General features: G+C 64.2%; 14 protein-coding genes and 1 pseudogene. 1 reads left to right on the top strand and 14 read right to left on the bottom strand.

The window, feature by feature from the left end; all coding sequences use genetic code 11:
• Positions 1 to 41: 41 nt before the first annotated feature.
• The 11 genes from VNZ93_RS19885 to nagZ all read right to left on the bottom strand — a co-directional run bounded on the left by VNZ93_RS19885 (position 42) and on the right by nagZ (position 10,156).
• A complete protein-coding gene (locus VNZ93_RS19885) occupies positions 42 to 1,499 on the bottom strand; it encodes a LysM peptidoglycan-binding domain-containing M23 family metallopeptidase (RefSeq protein WP_325709228.1) in 1,458 nt (485 codons plus the stop codon).
• 160 nt (positions 1,500 to 1,659) lie between these two features.
• On the bottom strand, positions 1,660 to 2,313 hold the full coding sequence (locus tag VNZ93_RS19890) for a protein-L-isoaspartate(D-aspartate) O-methyltransferase (protein WP_325709231.1): 654 nt from the start codon (positions 2,311 to 2,313) through the stop codon (positions 1,660 to 1,662).
• Between the two features lie 62 nt (positions 2,314 to 2,375).
• Positions 2,376 to 3,140 (bottom strand): 5'/3'-nucleotidase SurE, encoded by a 765-nt coding sequence (gene surE, locus VNZ93_RS19895; protein WP_325709233.1) that lies wholly within the window; start codon positions 3,138 to 3,140, stop codon positions 2,376 to 2,378.
• Between the two features lie 16 nt (positions 3,141 to 3,156).
• Positions 3,157 to 4,443 carry a serine--tRNA ligase gene (serS, locus tag VNZ93_RS19900; RefSeq protein WP_325709235.1) on the bottom strand — a complete coding sequence of 429 codons (1,287 nt, stop codon included), beginning with the start codon at positions 4,441 to 4,443 and terminating at the stop codon, positions 3,157 to 3,159.
• A 215-nt stretch (positions 4,444 to 4,658) separates the two neighbouring features.
• Positions 4,659 to 5,480 (bottom strand): twin-arginine translocase subunit TatC, encoded by an 822-nt coding sequence (gene tatC / locus VNZ93_RS19905; RefSeq protein ID WP_325709237.1) that lies wholly within the window; start codon positions 5,478 to 5,480, stop codon positions 4,659 to 4,661.
• Complete coding sequence (gene tatB, locus VNZ93_RS19910; RefSeq protein ID WP_325709239.1) at positions 5,477 to 5,950, bottom strand: Sec-independent protein translocase protein TatB; 474 nt, start codon at positions 5,948 to 5,950, stop codon at positions 5,477 to 5,479. Before tatB ends, tatC begins: the two co-directional genes overlap by 4 nt.
• Before the next feature lie 79 nt (positions 5,951 to 6,029).
• Positions 6,030 to 6,275, bottom strand: a complete 246-nt coding sequence (locus tag VNZ93_RS19915) for a twin-arginine translocase TatA/TatE family subunit (protein WP_325709242.1) — start codon at positions 6,273 to 6,275, stop codon at positions 6,030 to 6,032.
• 66 nt (positions 6,276 to 6,341) lie between these two features.
• Entirely contained in the window at positions 6,342 to 7,448 is a 1,107-nt protein-coding gene (locus VNZ93_RS19920) for an ABC transporter ATP-binding protein (protein WP_325709244.1), read from the bottom strand.
• Positions 7,449 to 8,222 carry an SMC-Scp complex subunit ScpB gene (scpB, locus tag VNZ93_RS19925; protein WP_325709247.1) on the bottom strand — a complete coding sequence of 258 codons (774 nt, stop codon included), beginning with the start codon at positions 8,220 to 8,222 and terminating at the stop codon, positions 7,449 to 7,451.
• Between the two features lie 93 nt (positions 8,223 to 8,315).
• Positions 8,316 to 9,131: a ScpA family protein gene (locus tag VNZ93_RS19930; RefSeq protein WP_325709250.1), complete on the bottom strand. Its 816-nt coding sequence runs from the start codon at positions 9,129 to 9,131 to the stop codon at positions 8,316 to 8,318.
• Positions 9,131 to 10,156, bottom strand: a complete 1,026-nt coding sequence (nagZ, locus tag VNZ93_RS19935) for a beta-N-acetylhexosaminidase (protein WP_325709253.1) — start codon at positions 10,154 to 10,156, stop codon at positions 9,131 to 9,133. The genes VNZ93_RS19930 and nagZ overlap by 1 nt, the downstream gene beginning before the upstream one ends.
• Before the next feature lie 268 nt (positions 10,157 to 10,424).
• On the opposite strand from nagZ, the gene VNZ93_RS19940 reads away from it, so the two are divergent.
• Positions 10,425 to 11,135: a class I SAM-dependent methyltransferase gene (locus VNZ93_RS19940; protein WP_325709256.1), complete on the top strand. Its 711-nt coding sequence runs from the start codon at positions 10,425 to 10,427 to the stop codon at positions 11,133 to 11,135.
• 334 nt (positions 11,136 to 11,469) lie between these two features.
• Here the strand turns inward: VNZ93_RS19940 and VNZ93_RS19945 are convergent, their stop codons facing one another.
• From VNZ93_RS19945 to VNZ93_RS19955, 3 genes and pseudogenes are all read right to left on the bottom strand, one after another.
• On the bottom strand, positions 11,470 to 13,158 hold the full coding sequence (locus VNZ93_RS19945; RefSeq protein ID WP_325709259.1) for an SPOR domain-containing protein: 1,689 nt from the start codon (positions 13,156 to 13,158) through the stop codon (positions 11,470 to 11,472).
• Positions 13,159 to 13,302: 144 nt separating this feature from the next.
• The gene (gene argS, locus VNZ93_RS19950; RefSeq protein WP_325709261.1) at positions 13,303 to 15,093 is read right to left on the bottom strand and encodes an arginine--tRNA ligase; all 1,791 of its coding nucleotides are present in this window, start codon (positions 15,091 to 15,093) and stop codon (positions 13,303 to 13,305) included.
• 36 nt (positions 15,094 to 15,129) lie between these two features.
• Positions 15,130 to 15,768 (bottom strand): annotated as a pseudogene (locus VNZ93_RS19955) (deoxyguanosinetriphosphate triphosphohydrolase); the annotation flags it as partial.

Raw genomic sequence — 15,768 nt, forward strand, 5'->3', positions numbered from 1 at the left:
CCGGTGCGCTTGCCGCGGCACGCGCACCCGGATGTTGAACCCTAGCTCGCGCCGGTCAGGAACTGCATCGGGTCGACGGGCGTCGCGCCCTTGCGGATCTCGAAGTGCAGCTGCGGCGAGGACACGTTGCCGGTCTGGCCGGACTTCGCGATGACCTGGCCGCGCTTCACGCTGTCGCCGCGCTTCACCAGCAATTCGCTGGCATGTGCATAGGCGGTAACGTGTCCGCTGGCATGACGCACCAGCACGAGATTGCCGTAGCCCTTCAGCTCGTTGCCCGAATACGCCACGACACCATCCTCCGACGCCTTGACCGGCGTGCCTTCCGGCACCGCGATATTGATGCCGTCGTTCTGCTGGCCGGTGGGCTTCGGACCAAATCCCGCAATGATGCGGCCACGCACCGGCCAGCGGAATCCTCCGCCGCCTGCGGACGCGGTCTGCTCTTCCTTGTCTTCCTTCGCCTGCTCGATCGGGCTCGGCGTCGGCGTGATCACGCGCGCGGTCGGCATCTGCTGTGAATGCGCTTCGGCGACCCGCTGCGACGGGGCCATCGCGGCGACCGGTTGTGCGGCCGGAGCCGGTGCCGCGACCGGTGCCGGTGCCGGACGCTGCGCCTGCGCGGTCCGCGAGACGCCGGGGATGGTGAGTTGCTCGCCCATGCGCAGCTTGTGATGCGGCTGAAGCCGGTTGGCCTGCGCAATCGCCAGCGGGCTGACATTGTAGCGCCGGCCGATGCTGAACATGGTCTCGCCCGGCGCAACGGTGTGAACCTGACCTTGCGCGGCAAGCGGGCGCGCCGGCGCCGGCTGGCGCACGCTGCCCGTGGTGAGCGGCGTCGATGCCAGTTGCGGTGCGGCGGGCGCAGCAGGAACCGCGCGGCCACCCGCATTGCCGTATTTCGGGATGACCAGACGCTGACCCGGATAGATCGGCGTGCCGGTCGTCATGCCGTTGGCTTCCGCGATCGCGATCGCGGGCACGCCATAGCGGCGCGACACCGTCTGGATCGTTTCGCCCTGCTTGACCGTGATCGGCGTGCCGCCGTTCCAGTCCCAGCTCTTCTGCGGCGACGGCTGCGAGACCACTGGACGCTGCGGGACCGACCCGGTCACCTCGGGCTGCGACGGATACGGGTTCACACCACGGCCGCCACCGGACTGCGGCTGATAGGACGACTGCTGATATTGTGGCGCCGGCTGCTGGTAATGCGGAGCCGGCTGCTGATAGCCCGGCTGTGCCGGAGGCAGCGGCTGGCTCTGCACCTGACCGTAGCCTTGACCACCGCCCTGACCATAACCGCCTTGGCCCTGGCCGTAGCCTTGCTGCGCCGGCTGGTTCTGGGCGACCGGACCGAGCGGTTGCCCCGAGAACGGATTGGAGAACGGCTGTTCGATACGGTTGGCGTCGCTTGAGCAGGCAGCGGTCGCAAGAGCGAGCGCAGCGCACACAGCCAGACGCGACACAGCAGGCGAGCGGGCAGGCTCAGCAGAACGCATCTTACAAACTCACTCACGCTACTAGACAGTGAGCCGAGTTAAACACCCGCGGGGTAAATAAGGCTTTAAGCGAACGCTTCGCGTAAACCTTAATGGACTTCGCCAACTTGCACGATGCAACAGCGTTTACGATTGCTTGCACGCGTGTCGCCGACGAGACTTACAACTCTTTCGCAATCCCGGGCATCAACGGCACGAACCGCACCGCAATCAGATCCTCGCGCTCGACACCGTCGGGGGTCTTGCGCAGCCGCACGATCTGTTGCGTCCCATCGCGCGGTCCGACCGGCAATACCATGATGCCATCATCGGTCAGTTGCCCGAGCAGATTCTCAGGGATGGTTTCGGCCGCCGCGGTGACGATGATGCGGTCGAACGGCGGATGGTTCGGCGCGCCTTCGAAACCGTCACCGACGATCACATCGATATTGGTGTAGCCAATGCGATCGAAGGTGCGGCGCGCCTTTTCCGCGAGCGTTCGATAGCGCTCGATCGAGACGACATGGGCGGCGATCCGTGACAGCACCGCGGCCTGATAGCCGGAGCCGGTGCCGATCTCGAGCACGCGGTGATGCGTCTGCAACTCCAGCAACTCGGTCATATAGGCGACGACATAAGGCTGGCTGATCGTCTGCCCGCACGCGATCGGCAACGCGTGATCGTGATAGGCCTGCTGCCGGGTATCGTCGTTGACGAACATCTCGCGCGGCACTTCGTCCATCGCGCGCAACACCGCCGCGTCGGTAATCCCGCGACGCCGCAGCGTCAGTAGGAACTCCATACGGTCGATGTTCTTGTTCTTCGACGGCCACATTGCTTGCCCGCCTTTCTCGTCATCCGGCGGCGCTCCGAGGAAGCGGACCCCGAATGACCGCGCTAGTCAAACTGCTCCGCAAGCCGCGTCATGAAATCGTGATCGGTCTGCTCAAGCCGCAGCGGCGTGACCGAAATGCGGTTCTGTGCCAGCGCGGACAAATCGGTACCGTCCACCGGCGTCGGCTTGCCCTTCCGCGAAAACGCGATCCAGAAATAAGGGTTCGAGCGACCGTCGAAACGCGGCTCGATGCGCAGCAATTCCTGATCGCGCCTGCCCTGCGTGGTGACCGACAGCCCCTGCACGCCGTCGGCATGGCAATCGGGGAAGTTCACGTTGACCAGCGAGCCTTTCGGGATGCCGGTCGCCAGGACCTGCCGCACGACATCGGGGCCGAACTTGCGACCCGTGTCCCAGGGCGGGTTATCGCGGTTACCGGGCCCGTAAGCCTGTGACAGCGCGATCGAGGGAATATTGAGGACCGTGCCCTCCATCGCGCCCGCGACCGTGCCGGAATAACCCACATCCTCAGCGACGTTCTGGCCGCGATTGACGCCGGACAGCACGAGGTCCGGACGATGGTCGGCGATGATGTGGCGCACCGCCATGATCACACAGTCGGTCGGCGTGCCCTTCACCGCGAAATGGCGCGGGCCGATCTCGCGCAGCCTCAGCGGATCGTTCAGCGACAGCGAATGCGACACGCCGGAATTGTCGGTCTCAGGCGCGACCACCCACACGTCATCGGAGATCGAGCGAGCGATATCCTCGCAAACCTTCAGTCCCTCGGCATGAATGCCGTCGTCGTTGGTGACGAGGATTCTCATTGCTATTGCCCCGCCCCTACTTCTTCTCGATGACTTTCATGCCGCCCATATAGGGCTGCAGCGCGTCCGGCACCAATATCGAGCCGTCGGCCTGCTGGTAGGTCTCCATCACCGCGATCAGGGCACGTCCCACCGCAACGCCCGAGCCGTTCAGCGTCGTGACGAAGCCCTTCACCTTGCCGTCCTTGCCCTTGTAGCGCGCATTCATGCGACGCGCCTGGAAGTCCCCGCAGACCGAACAGGACGATATTTCGCGGAACATGTTCTGGCCCGGCAACCACACCTCGATGTCGTAGGTCTTCTGCGAGGCGAATCCCATGTCGCCGGTGCAGAGCGTGACCACCCGATAATGCAGGCCGAGCCGCCGCAGCACTTCTTCGGCCGAGGCCGTCATGCGCTCATGCTCGTCCATCGCCTGTTCGGGCGTGGTGACGGAGACGAGCTCGACCTTGGTGAACTGATGCTGGCGGATCATGCCCCGCGTGTCCTTGCCGGCAGCGCCTGCCTCCGCGCGGAAGCACGGCGTGCAGGCGGTGAGCCGCATCGGCAGCTTTGCTTCGTCGGTGATGTCCTCGCGGACCAGATTGGTCAGCGGCACTTCGGCGGTCGGGATGAGCCAGAAGTCGTCGCCGGCACGAAACTGATCTTCGCGAAACTTCGGCAATTGCGCGGTGCCGAACATCGCATCGTCACGCACCAGCACCGGCGGATTGACCTCGGTGTAGCCATGCTCCTGCGTGTGCAGGTCGAGCATGAACTGGCCGAGCGCGCGTTCGAGCCGCGCCAGCCCGCCGGTGAGCACCACGAAGCGCGCGCCCGACAGCTTGGCCGCAAGTTCGAAATCCATCATGCCGAGCGCTTCGCCGAGCTCGAAATGCTGCTTCGGCGTGAACGCGTAGTCGCGCTTCGCACCGAACTTGTGATGCTCGACATTGCCGTGCTCGTCCTCGCCGTCCGGCACTTCATCGAGCGGCAGGTTCGGAAGTTCGGCGAGCGCCTTCAGCAGTTCGTCATCCTTCGCTTTCGCGGCGGCATCGAGTTGCGGCAGCCTGTCCTTCAGCTCGGCGACCTCGGCCATCAGGGCCGACGCCCGTGCCTCGTCCTTGTTCTTCTTGGCCTCGCCGATCTCCTTGGAGGCAGCATTCCGCCGCGCCTGCGCGCTCTCGGCCGCGGTGATGGCGGCGCGGCGCTCTTCGTCAAGCTTGATCAGGCGTTCGGCCGTGCCCTTGAAGTCGGACTTGCGGCGCATCAGACGCCGGTCGAACTCGGCCGGGTTGTCCCGGATCCATCGGATGTCGTGCATGGCGAACCGTTACCTCGATTCGTCACGCCCGCCTGTCGCGGGCATCCACGTCCTGGCGGCGCGCCCGCGGGAAGACGTGGATGGCCGGGTCAACCCGGCCATGACGGTGGAAAGGGCTGCGGCGTAGCACCGATTCATGGCGTTAGCCAACGCTCCGTCGGCGCTGATCCTTGGGAGGCGAGGTGTCCGCGCCCTGGCGGCGGGGGAAGGTCGCCCTACCCGCCAGCGCCTTCGGCCGGGGTCGCGTCCGTCGCCGCTCCTGCTGCCGGTGACTTCTTCTCGACGATCCTGGCCGCCCAGATCGCACCCTCGTAAAGCAGCAAAAGCGGCACCGCGAGCGAGAGCTGGCTGATCACATCGGGCGGGGTCAGCACGGCGGCCAGCACGAACGCGCCGACGATGAAGTAGCGGCGCTTCTCGCGCAGCTGCTGCGAGGTTATGACCCCGATGCGCGCCAGCAGCGTCAGGATCACCGGAAGCTGGAACGCCGCGCCGAAGGCGAAGACCAGCGTCATCATCAGCGAAAGATATTCGCCGACCTTGGGCAGAAGTGCGATCTCCGCCTGCCCGTCGCCAGTCTGCTGCATGCCGAGCGAGAAGCGGATCAGCAGCGGCATCACCAGGAAATAAACGACGAGCGCGCCGAGCAGGAAGAAGATCGGGGTCGCGATCAGATACGGTACGAAGGCCTGTCGCTCGTTGCGATAGAGCCCAGGCGCAACGAACATGTAAATCTGCCCGGCAATCACCGGGAAGGCGAGGAAAGCCGCGCCGAACATCGCGAGCTTCAGCTGCGTGAGGAAATATTCGAGCAGCGCGGTGTAGATGAATTTCGAATTCTCGAGCCCGGCCACCCACACGAACGGCCACACGAGAATGTTGTAGATCTGCTTGGCGAAGGCAAAGCACAGGATGAACGCCAGGCCGAATGCGATCAGCGCCTTGATCAGGCGCGAACGCAATTCGATCAGATGATCGAGCAGCGGCGCCTTGCTGGCCTCGATCTCATCTTCTTCTTCGGGCCTGCGGTTGCTCATGCGGCACTGCCTCCGCCCTGCTTGGCCGGATCGGATGGCATCTGGATCGTGCCGTCATTTGCCACCACGGGCACGTCAGGCACGACCGAAGGCTGTGCTTCTGCGACCGAAGCGCCAACAGAGGGCTCGACCGCATCGGGCTCGGCAGTCGCACTTGCGGATGCGCCGGTCGACGATGCCGCGGGATCGCTTCCGAGGGCGGCTTCAACCTCTTTCTGAGCAGTCTCAAGCGGATTGGTGAAAGCGGAGGTCGCCTTCGCGCTCGCTTCTTCGAATTGCCGCTTCAGATCGGCGACCTCGGCCTCTCGCATCGCTTCGCGGAACTGGTCCTGGAAGTCGGACGCCATCCGCCGAACCTTCCCCATCCAGTGGCCCGCCGCGCGCAGCACACCGGGCAATTCCTTCGGCCCAATGGCGATCAGCGCGACCACGCCTATGACGAGAAGCTCGCTCCAACCGATGTCGAACATGGACCTTTAACTCCAAGGGGCGCCCAACCCTTCCGGATGGCGCCCCCTCACACCGCGAGCGTCGACGGTGTGACCTGCCTTAGACCGTGCCCTCGAATTTCTTCTGGGTCTCGGCCTGCTGCTTGATGTCGCCGGCATTGATGGTCTTCATCGGCTCGCCGGGCTTCGGCTCAGCCTTGGCGGTGTCGTCTTCCGACATGCCCTTCTTGAAGGCCTTGATGCCCTGCGCCATGTCGCCCATCAATTCGGAAATCTTCCCCCGTCCGAACAGGAGCAGCACAACGACCACGACAATGATCCAGTGCCAAATGCTGAGTGAACCCATGACGCGTAACCTCCGGGAGGCGCGCCGTTTCCTTCAATCAGGGGCGCACCGGGACATCACCGGAAACTAGGCTCCGGGCGCGGCAAAAACAAGGACTTCGGCCGGATCGCATTCCAGACGCAGGCTATCGTTAATCTGCGGAATGGCGTCGCGCAGGATGCGGCCTTTCAGCGGTGAATCAACGCCTTCAACCGCCACTTCAACGAGATCGACATGACCGAGGAACTGGCGGTGCCGGATGCGCGCCTCGGCGCCCTCGCCGCCCGACCTGAACCGCAACGCCTGCGGGCGGATCGCCACGATCACCGGCGTGCCGTCGGCCATGCCGGGTGCGGCAAACCGCCCGACCGGGGTCTCGGCCAGGCCGCCACGGACGGTTCCCGCAATCTCGTTGAGGTCGCAGAAGAAGCGCGCGACAAACAGGTCCTTCGGGCGGGTGTAGATCTCCTCGGGCGTGCCGCTCTGGATCAGCGATCCCTGATTCATCAGGGCAATGCGGTCGCCCATCCGGAGGGCTTCTTCCGGATCGTGCGTGACGACGATGCAGCTGACGCGGGCCTCGCGTAACACGCTCAGGGTCTCGTCGCGTACGTCGTCGCGCAGCCGGCGGTCGAGACCGGAAAACGGCTCATCCATCAGGAGTACGCTCGGCCGCGGCACGACAGCGCGCGCGAGTGCGACGCGCTGCTGTTCGCCGCCCGACAGCATATGGGGATAGGACGCAGCATGTGCGGCGAGGCCGACACGGTCGAGCGCGCGCATCGCTTCGCGTTCGGCTTCCGCGCGCGGCAGCGACTTCAGGCCGAACATCACGTTCGCAAGGTTCGTGAGATGCGGAAACAGCGCGAAGTCCTGGAACATCAGCCCGACGCCGCGCCTCTCCGGCGGCAGATAGCCGGGGCCCTGCGAGACCGCGCGATCGTTGATCAGAACGCGCCCCTCGCTCGGATCCTCGACGCCGGCAGCGAGCCGCAGCAGCGTGGTCTTGCCGCATCCGGACCGGCCGAGCAGGCACACGATCTCGCCCGGTTCGATGTCGAGCGAGACATCGCGAACCGCTGTGACGTCGCCGTAGCGATGCGTCACATGGTCGAAGGATAGCTTTGCCGCAATCGATGCAGGCGTGGAGCCGGCCTCGATACGCTTACTGCTTACTGTGGCGGGTGCCGCCATCTACTCCTCAGGCCGATCCTCGGGCTTGTCGGCGGCAACCTCCGCCTGCGCTTCGGCCGGCTGCTCCTCTGTCTCCTCGGATTCAGCCCGCGGTGCGAGGCCGAGGTCAAGGTCGCCCGGCTCCAGCGGGTCCTCGTCGTCGCGCAGGGTCGGATCGTCGTTCGGCACCGGCACTGTGAAGTTCGGCGGCAGATGCCCTTCGAGCATGCCGGAGCCCTTCAGCTCCTCGAGGCCCGGCAGGTCAGACAACTGCTCCAGTCCGAAATGCGAGATGAAGGCTTCGGTCGTACCGTAGGTGATCGGGCGGCCCGGCACCTTGCGGCGGCCGCGCGGGCGGATCCATCCGGTCTCGAGCAGCACGTCGATCGTGCCCTTCGACATGGTGACACCGCGGATGTCTTCCATCTCGGCGCGCGTGACAGGCTGGTGATACGCGATGACCGCGAGCGTCTCGATTGCCGCGCGCGACAGCTTGCGCGGCTGGATCGCCTCGCGCGTCAGCAGCCAGGCGAGATCATTGGCGGTGCGGAAGGTCCACTTGCCATTGACCTTCACGAGATTGACGCCGCGCGGCGCATATTCGTCCTTCAGCATCGCGATGGTCTGCGCGAGATCGACACCCTCGGGCAGACGCTGCGCCAGCGTCTTCTCGTCGAGCGGTTCCTTGGACGCAAACAGCAGCGCTTCCAGAATGCGCAACTCATCCGGCCGCACCTGCGGCTGCCGGATCGCCTCCGGAGCCTCCTCGCCGTCGTCCATCAGTTTGCGGGCCAAGCCTTGCATCCTTCCGTCACTCCCCTCTCCGATCGGCTCAATCGACGATCGAACAGCCAAGTCTCTTTCAGTGAGCATATTGAGGTTCGCGCCCTAGTGCGCCGTCGTGCCGGCAGTTCCCGGAGTCTTGCCCTTGCTCTTGCGAATATAGAGCGGCGCGAAGGCCGCATGTTGCTGCAACTCGATCACGCCCTCGCGAACGAGCTCGAGTGTCGAAGCGAAAGTCGATGCCGTCACGGTCGCGACCATCGACGGCTCGACGAGATACGCGATCAGGAACTGATCCAGCCTGTTCCAGTCGTCCGTCGCGCCGATCAGCCGCTCGATCTGCTGCCGCGCCTCGGCCAGCGTCCAGACCTGCCGCTTCTTGAAGCGAACCTGATTGAGCGCGGTCTTCTGCCGCTGCACCGAATAGGCCGAAAGCAGATCGTAGAGGCTCGCGGTCCATTGTGGATGTTTGATGTTCTTGATCGGCTCCGGCGCACCACGGGCGAACGTATCGCGATCGAGCTGCGGCAGTTCCATCAGCTTTTGCGCAACGACGCGGAAGGCCTCAAGCCGCTTCAGGCGGAATGCGAGCGCAGTCGCCATGTCTTCGGCGCTCTGCCCTTCCGGCTGCTTTTCCTCCGGCAGAAGCATGCGCGACTTGAGATAGGCGAGCCACGCCGCCATCACGAGATAATCGGCGGCGAGTTCGAGCCGAAGCTTGCGCGCCTGCTCGATGAAAGTGAGATACTGATCCGCCAGCGCGAGAATGGAAATCTTCGCGAGGTCGACCTTCTGCTGACGGGCCAGCGTGAGCAGCAGATCGAGCGGGCCTTCGAAGCCTTCGACGTCAACGACGAGCGCAGGCTCGTCGGGCGCGCGTTCGGCCATATCGGCGTTGAAGGGGATAATCTCGGCGGTCATCAGGCGATCGCTCCCGCCGGCTGGTTCATGAGAGACGCAAAGCGCGCACGCGCAGCGGCGATGTCCATCTCGGTCCGGCCGCGCCGCAGCGCCAGCGCGCGTTCGGCGCGCGCCGCAGCCTTGCCGGCGAGCATCGGCGCGGCTTCCGCCACCGCCTGCATCTCGTCAAGCTTGCCGTTGCAGTGGAGCGCGAGGTCGCAGCCAGCCGCGAACACTGCGCGGCTGCGCTCGGACAATGTGCCCGACAAGGCCCCCATCGAAACGTCGTCGCTCATCAGCAAGCCTTCGAAACCGATCGATCCGCGAATCACATCGCCGATCATTATCGCCGATGTGGTCGCGGGTTGGACGGCATCGATCGCGCTGAACACAACATGTGCTGTCATGCCGAGCGGCAGTCTTGACAGCGGCCGGAATGCCGCAAAGTCCGTCGCTTCCAATGTCGCGCGATCGGTCTCCACCACGGGCAGCTTCAGATGGCTGTCGGCGGTGGCGCGGCCATGTCCAGGCAGGTGTTTGACCACGGGCAGGACGCCGGCTGACATCAGACCGTCCGCCTGGGCGCCCGCGAGCGCCGCCACCTGTTCCGGCGTATCGCCGAAGGCGCGATCTCCGATCACGCGGTCCGCGCCCGCCACCGGCACATCGGCGACCGGGACGCAGTCGACATCGATCCCCACGGCGGCCAGATCCTCGGCGAGCAGCCGGCCGCCGAGACGGGCCGCTTCCAGGCCGCGATCGCGATCCAGCTCATACAGCGCCGCATAGGCAGAGCCCGGGGGATAAACCGGCCAATGCGGCGGACCGAGCCGCTGAACCCGTCCACCCTCCTGATCCACCAGAACCGGGGCATCCCAACCGACGATCTCGCGAAAATGGGCCGTCAGCGCCGTCACTTGGGCCGGGTTCTCGATGTTGCGCTTGAACAGGATCAGGCCCCATGGCCGGGCATCCCGGAAGAAGCTGACTTCATCGGGGCCGATCGCGGTGCCGGCCATGCCGGAAATGAATGCGCGCGCGGTCATTGGCGCGGCTTAGCCGTTGCGGGACTCGGGGGTCAAGCCGCGGAAAACCCGGTCAGGGCAACGGGACGGTGCATAACTCCGCATTCCAGCCGGGCGCGGTTCATTCGAAGACAGTTAAAGCGAAATGGTTATGCGGCATCGGCTCTTGCCGGTCGGAACTTTTTCTACTACTGGCTGCGTAAACATCGGATGCCCAAGCGACTCATCTGGTTCGCCTGAAGACATAGGGTCGCGAGCTGGGCCTTTAAAAAAGCTTGGGAGGTCAGTTGTGAATGGGATGCTTCCACCCATAGAACGATGGGGCGGCAAAGAGTCTGAGGCGTACCGATATTTCGCCAACGACTTTCTGCCACATCGACATACAGAGTGGTTCTCGATCTGGCAGCAGGCAGCGCCAATCGTAACCTTGCCGGATGTGCGATCTGTGCTGGAATTTGGTGGCGGGCGCGATGTGACGCGCACCTTGTCTCGTCATTTCGGAATAGAACATGTTTCGATTGATGCACAGGACCGCTTCTACCCGGACGCAATCAGTTCCATATTGGACTACGCTTTCGACGGCCGCGTCTACGATATGGTTTGTTCATTCGAGTGTCTTGAACACAACCCTTTTGAGCAACTGCCTCGTTTGATCAGCCATATGCGCCAGTTCACCAATCGATATTTCTATATCTCGCTACCTTATTCCGGCTCGTTTCTTTCGTTATCGTTCTCACTCCGATTGCCAAAATTTTTTGCTCGAAAGAAGGCTTATGTGAATAGCGACCTAATGGGGTCGCCAGCGATTAACGTCGAACCGATTAAGAAGCGGCCGCCAGAGCGTCAGATATCGGCTCATTGGTGGGAGGTTGGCCGACAAGGCTTTTCAACCCAGCGCGTCGTGAAGGAAATTGAGCATTGCGGACTTCGTCTTTTAAACAAGTCCCATAACCCTTTCGATCCGCACCATATTTTCTTGATGTTCGAAAAGACCACCTAAGAACCACATCCATGAGCACCAGAGAAATCCTTGCCACGCCATTTATTGCGTTGGCCGCAGCATTTGCATGGATCGCGGTTCTTATTGCTGGCCCCGACCCAGAGCAGGATGATTCAGAGTCATAGTCGCTCCGCCATTGTGCGTTACACCGACTATGAGGTGCATGCACCATCGCAAGCGTTAGACCGCGCCAAAACGATTGCGGCTGCGGAAGGTGATCCGCCCGAACCAAATGAGCGTTTGCGTGCGATACGCCGCCCACCTGGGGCACGGTGCAGTCGCACCATGTTAGGTGCGTAACGCCACCGGTAAACAGCAACCGCCCCGCCGGAATCTAGTTCTTTGCGACGACGCACTGGCCGCCGGCGGCCTTAAGGCTGCTGCAGAACTCGCTCGCCTCGTTCTGGCTCTGGAACGGGATCTGCGCGCGATAATAGGTGCCCCGCTCACCGAGATCGGCGCGCCGGATCACCGGCTGGCGATTGCCAAGGACCGACGGGAACTGCTGCTGAAGCGACCGGTAGGACGACTGGGCATCGGCCTCGCTGCGTTGCGACGTCACCTGCACCGCAAACGGGCCGCTGGCCGGGGCGCGGGATGCGCTCGGGGCCGCCGGCAGCGGCGTCGGGAAGGCAGACGGAACGGCTTCGTTCTGCGGGAGAGCGGCATGGGCCTGACGAGCCGCCTGTCGCGCTGCCGGAGGGACCGAGCCGGTTGGCGCCAGCGCAAGCGGACCTGCACCATTACTTCCGGCGCTCGCCTCCTCAGGCTGCGTGGCGCGGCTGCTCCTTGGCCCTGGGGTCTCGGCGCCCGGCGGCTTGATCGGAACCGTACGGATGCGCTTCGGCTCACCGGCCGCGGTCGACTGCTGCGTGGCTGACCCGGAGGTGGCCGGCGCGATATTCGCGCTGGCCGGCGGGAAGGCCTGCGGGTTCTGCCCTGCGAGGAATGGCGCGATCACGCGCGGCTGCCCGGGTGCGGCCTGCTGGACCGGCTCTTCCTGACGCGGGACGATCTTTTCGGTCTTTACGCCAATGCGATCCTGGATCGGCTTGTTACTCGCATCGGTCGCGGGAACGACCTTTGAAGGACGAGGATCGGCCTTGATGACAGGCGCCGGAACTGGCGAGCCGGAACCAACGAACATTGCGCGATAGCCGAAGGCCGACGCCGTTCCCACCACCGCGAGCGCGAGGACCGCAAGCACCGTGACAATGTTGCCGCGGCGCTTTGCCGGTACGCGATCATCGGACGCCGCAGCCACCGCAGCGGGTATCGGCGGCGCGCCGTAATAGGCATCGCCATAACCCGGCGCCGGGGCATGTTGACCGTAGCCCTGATAGCGCGGATCGGAACCGTGCTGCGCGTAGCCGTCAGATTGGGGAGCGTAGCCGCTGGCGCCATAGGACGGCGTGCCGAAATTAGGCTCGGCATAGCGCGGGTCCGCATAACCCTGCGGGGCACCACGGTCGTAATGCTGGTCGCTGTAGCGGCTGTCGCCGTAACGGGGATCGCCATAACGGGGATCGTTGTGGCGCGGATCGGCGGCATATTGTTGATCGCCGTAGCGAGGATCTTGCTGGTCGCTGTAGCGAGGATCGGCGTAACGCGGGTCCGCGTACGGACCGTCGCCATAAGGCGTGGCGCCTTGCTCGCCATAGCCTGACGGATAAGAGCCGTATTCAGCCTCCGGCGCGTCATATCGCTGGTCGTGCTGGCCATGGCCGTACGAACTGGAATGATCGTCGGCAAAGGAGGGTTGGTGCCAGCGCGGTGCGCTACCCTGGCCGCCATCCTGAGGCGCGTAAGGATCCGGAGCCGCCCAGTGCTGACCGGCGTCATGCGCATCGCCGTAAGGCGTCGGCGCGCCATTTTGCCGATAGGACGGCGCGGACTCGTTCTGTTGTCCGATCAGCCGCGCGAGTTCCTGGAGCGGATCAGCCGCAGACTGCGCCGGTTGCGGCCTGGGCCGCCGATATGTCTCGTTATCGCGATGACCGCGGGTACGATCGTTTTCCGCCATTTTGCGACCTTCTTCGACCGGGTCGGTTCGACACGGCTATCCCTCCAGCCGCATCGTCGACGACTTCACAAAACGACATGCCTCGCGAGGCACTTCAATCTGGAAGTGGTGACCCCCAACGAACCAGTGCCGCGTCACGCGACCTCACCGCATTTCCTCCGGCGCCCCCACGCCAAGCAGTCCGAGACCCGAGGCAAACACGGTGATGACGGCCTGGACCAGTGCCAAACGCGCCACGGTTAACTCTTCATCATCTTGTCTAATGAAGCGTAAATGAGGCAAGCCCTTCCCCTGCGTGAAATGGGCATGAAAATCGCTCGCCAATTCATACAGATAAAAAGCGATTCGGTGCGGTTCATGCGCCTGGGCGGCGGTTTCGACCAGCCGCGGGTAGAGGGCGATCTTCCGGATAATCGCCATCTCGCCCGCGTCGGTCAGCTTTTCGATGGCCGCCCCCGACAGGAGCGCAAGCCGGCCCTCCGCCGTTTCGGGCAGGTTCGGGAAGGCCTCGCGGGCCTGCCGGAAGATCGAATGCCCGCGCGCATGCCCGTACTGGACGTAGAAGACCGGGTTGTCCTTCGACTGCTCGATCACCTTGGCGAGGTCGAAATCGAGCGGCGCATCGTTCTTGCGGTAGAGCATCATGAACCGCACAGCGTCGGAGCCGACCTCGTCGACCACCTCGCGCAACGTGACGAATTCGCCGGCGCGCTTTGACATCTTCACGGGCTCGCCGGCGCGCAGGAGCTTCACCAGTTGCACGATCTTCACGTCGAGGCTCGCCTGCCCCTTGCTGATCGCCTTCACCGCCGCCTGCATGCGCTTGATGTAACCGCCATGATCGGCGCCCCACACGTCGATCATGTCGCGGAAGCCGCGATCGAATTTCGATTTGTGGTAGGCGATGTCGGACGCGAAATAAGTGTAGCTGCCGTCCGACTTCTTCAGCGGGCGGTCGACATCGTCGCCGAAATCGGTGGAGCGGAACAATGTCTGCTCGCGGTCTTCGTAGTCGTCGACCGGAGCGCCCTTCGGCGGCGGCAAACGCCCTTCGTAGACTTCGCCCTCGCCTTTCAGCTGCGCGATGATGCCGCCGACCTTGTCGCCGTCCGTGATCAGCGAGCGCTCCGAAAAGAACACATCGTGCTTCACATTGAGCGCGGCGAGATCCTCCCTGATCATCGCCATCATCATGTCGATCGCGATCTGCCGCACGACCGGCAGCCACTCGCTCTCCGGCTTCTGCGCGAGGTCGCGTCCGTATTGCTTCGCGAGCGCTTCGCCGACCGGCTTCAGATAATCGCCGGGATAGAGGCCTTCCGGAATGACGCCGATGTCTTCGCCAAGCGCCTCGCGATAGCGCAGGAATGCCGAGCGCGCGAGCACGTCGACCTGCGCGCCCGCATCGTTGATGTAGAATTCGCGCGTGACGTCAAAATCGGCAAACGCAAGAAGGCTTGCGAGCGCATCGCCGAACACCGCGCCCCGGCAATGGCCGACATGCATCGGGCCGGTCGGATTGGCGGACACATATTCGACATTGACCTTGTGGTTCCGGCCGATCGCGCTTCGTCCGTAGCCGTCGCCGCTCGCGATCGACGCGCGCAAGGCGCCGAGCCAAGTCGCGTGTTTCAGCGTCATGTTGATGAAGCCCGGCCCCGCGACATCGACCTTCTCGATCAGCGGATCGGCGCGGAGCTTTTCAGCCAGCGCATCGGCAAGCTCGCGCGGCTTCTTCCCGGCGTCCTTCGCCAGAACCATCGCGGCATTGGTCGCCATGTCGCCGTGGCTCGGATCGCGCGGCGGCTCGACCGTGATGCGCGACAGGTCGATACCGGCCGGCAGCATGCCCGCCGCGATCAGGGCTTCGTTCGCAGCGGTCACGCGACCGAGCATGGTGGCAAACAGGTTTTCGTACTGGGTTTCGTGCGCCATCGGCTTGTTCTTGGGGGGTCGGACGGGCGGCGCGGACTAACGCAGTTCCGGGGTCAAGTCAAAGAAGCGCCGGTGCTCCTGGAGCGCGAAACGGTCGGTCATGCCGGCGATGAAATCGCCGACGCGCCGCGCCCGGGTCGCCTCGGAGGCCCCGGCAAGTCCGCTTCGCCACTCCTCCGACATGTCCTCGGGCCTTGCCGAGAAATGGCGGAACAGATCGCGCAGCACATCCTCCGCTTCCCGCATGACCCGCATCACCCGCTGGTGGCGGTACATGCGTGGAAACAGGAAATCCTTGATGCCGCGCTCGGCCTCGGCCATGGCGCTGGAAAACCCGATCACCGCGTTGTCCGCGCCGCGGATGTCGTCGACGGAGGACGGCCCAAGGGCCTTCAGGCGGCGCGCCGACTCGGCCGCCACATCCTCGATCATCCAGGTGATCAGCCGACGGATCAGCTCATGCGCGGCCCGCGCGGGCTCCAGCCCCGGATAGCGCCGGTCGATTTCGCGCACGATGCCGCCGACGAACGGAACGTCGTGCAGGTCGCCGATTGTGAACAGACCCGCGCGCAGGCCGTCATCGATGTCGTGAGCGTCATAGGCGATGTCATCTGAGATTGCCGCGATCTGCGCTTCGGCGCTGGCATAGCTCCAGAGTTGCAGGTCGTACGTCGC

This window comes from Pseudorhodoplanes sp. (assembly GCF_035565795.1).
Classification (GTDB): domain Bacteria; phylum Pseudomonadota; class Alphaproteobacteria; order Rhizobiales; family Xanthobacteraceae; genus Pseudorhodoplanes.

What these genes read in the sequence shown, in the direction of transcription:
- VNZ93_RS19885 (WP_325709228.1), bottom strand. Translation starts at nt 1,499, where the DNA reads ATGCGTTCTGCTGAGCCTGCCCGCTCGCCTGCTGTGTCGCGTCTGGCT.
- VNZ93_RS19920 (WP_325709244.1), bottom strand. Translation starts at nt 7,448, where the DNA reads ATGGCGGCACCCGCCACAGTAAGCAGTAAGCGTATCGAGGCCGGCTCC.
- VNZ93_RS19930 (WP_325709250.1), bottom strand. Translation starts at nt 9,131, where the DNA reads ATGACCGCCGAGATTATCCCCTTCAACGCCGATATGGCCGAACGCGCG.
- VNZ93_RS19915 (WP_325709242.1), bottom strand. Translation starts at nt 6,275, where the DNA reads ATGGGTTCACTCAGCATTTGGCACTGGATCATTGTCGTGGTCGTTGTG.
- argS (WP_325709261.1), bottom strand. Translation starts at nt 15,093, where the DNA reads ATGGCGCACGAAACCCAGTACGAAAACCTGTTTGCCACCATGCTCGGT.
- VNZ93_RS19890 (WP_325709231.1), bottom strand. Translation starts at nt 2,313, where the DNA reads ATGTGGCCGTCGAAGAACAAGAACATCGACCGTATGGAGTTCCTACTG.
- surE (WP_325709233.1), bottom strand. Translation starts at nt 3,140, where the DNA reads ATGAGAATCCTCGTCACCAACGACGACGGCATTCATGCCGAGGGACTG.
- VNZ93_RS19945 (WP_325709259.1), bottom strand. Translation starts at nt 13,158, where the DNA reads ATGGCGGAAAACGATCGTACCCGCGGTCATCGCGATAACGAGACATAT.
- nagZ (WP_325709253.1), bottom strand. Translation starts at nt 10,156, where the DNA reads ATGACCGCGCGCGCATTCATTTCCGGCATGGCCGGCACCGCGATCGGC.
- serS (WP_325709235.1), bottom strand. Translation starts at nt 4,443, where the DNA reads ATGCACGACATCCGATGGATCCGGGACAACCCGGCCGAGTTCGACCGG.
- tatB (WP_325709239.1), bottom strand. Translation starts at nt 5,950, where the DNA reads ATGTTCGACATCGGTTGGAGCGAGCTTCTCGTCATAGGCGTGGTCGCG.
- tatC (WP_325709237.1), bottom strand. Translation starts at nt 5,480, where the DNA reads ATGAGCAACCGCAGGCCCGAAGAAGAAGATGAGATCGAGGCCAGCAAG.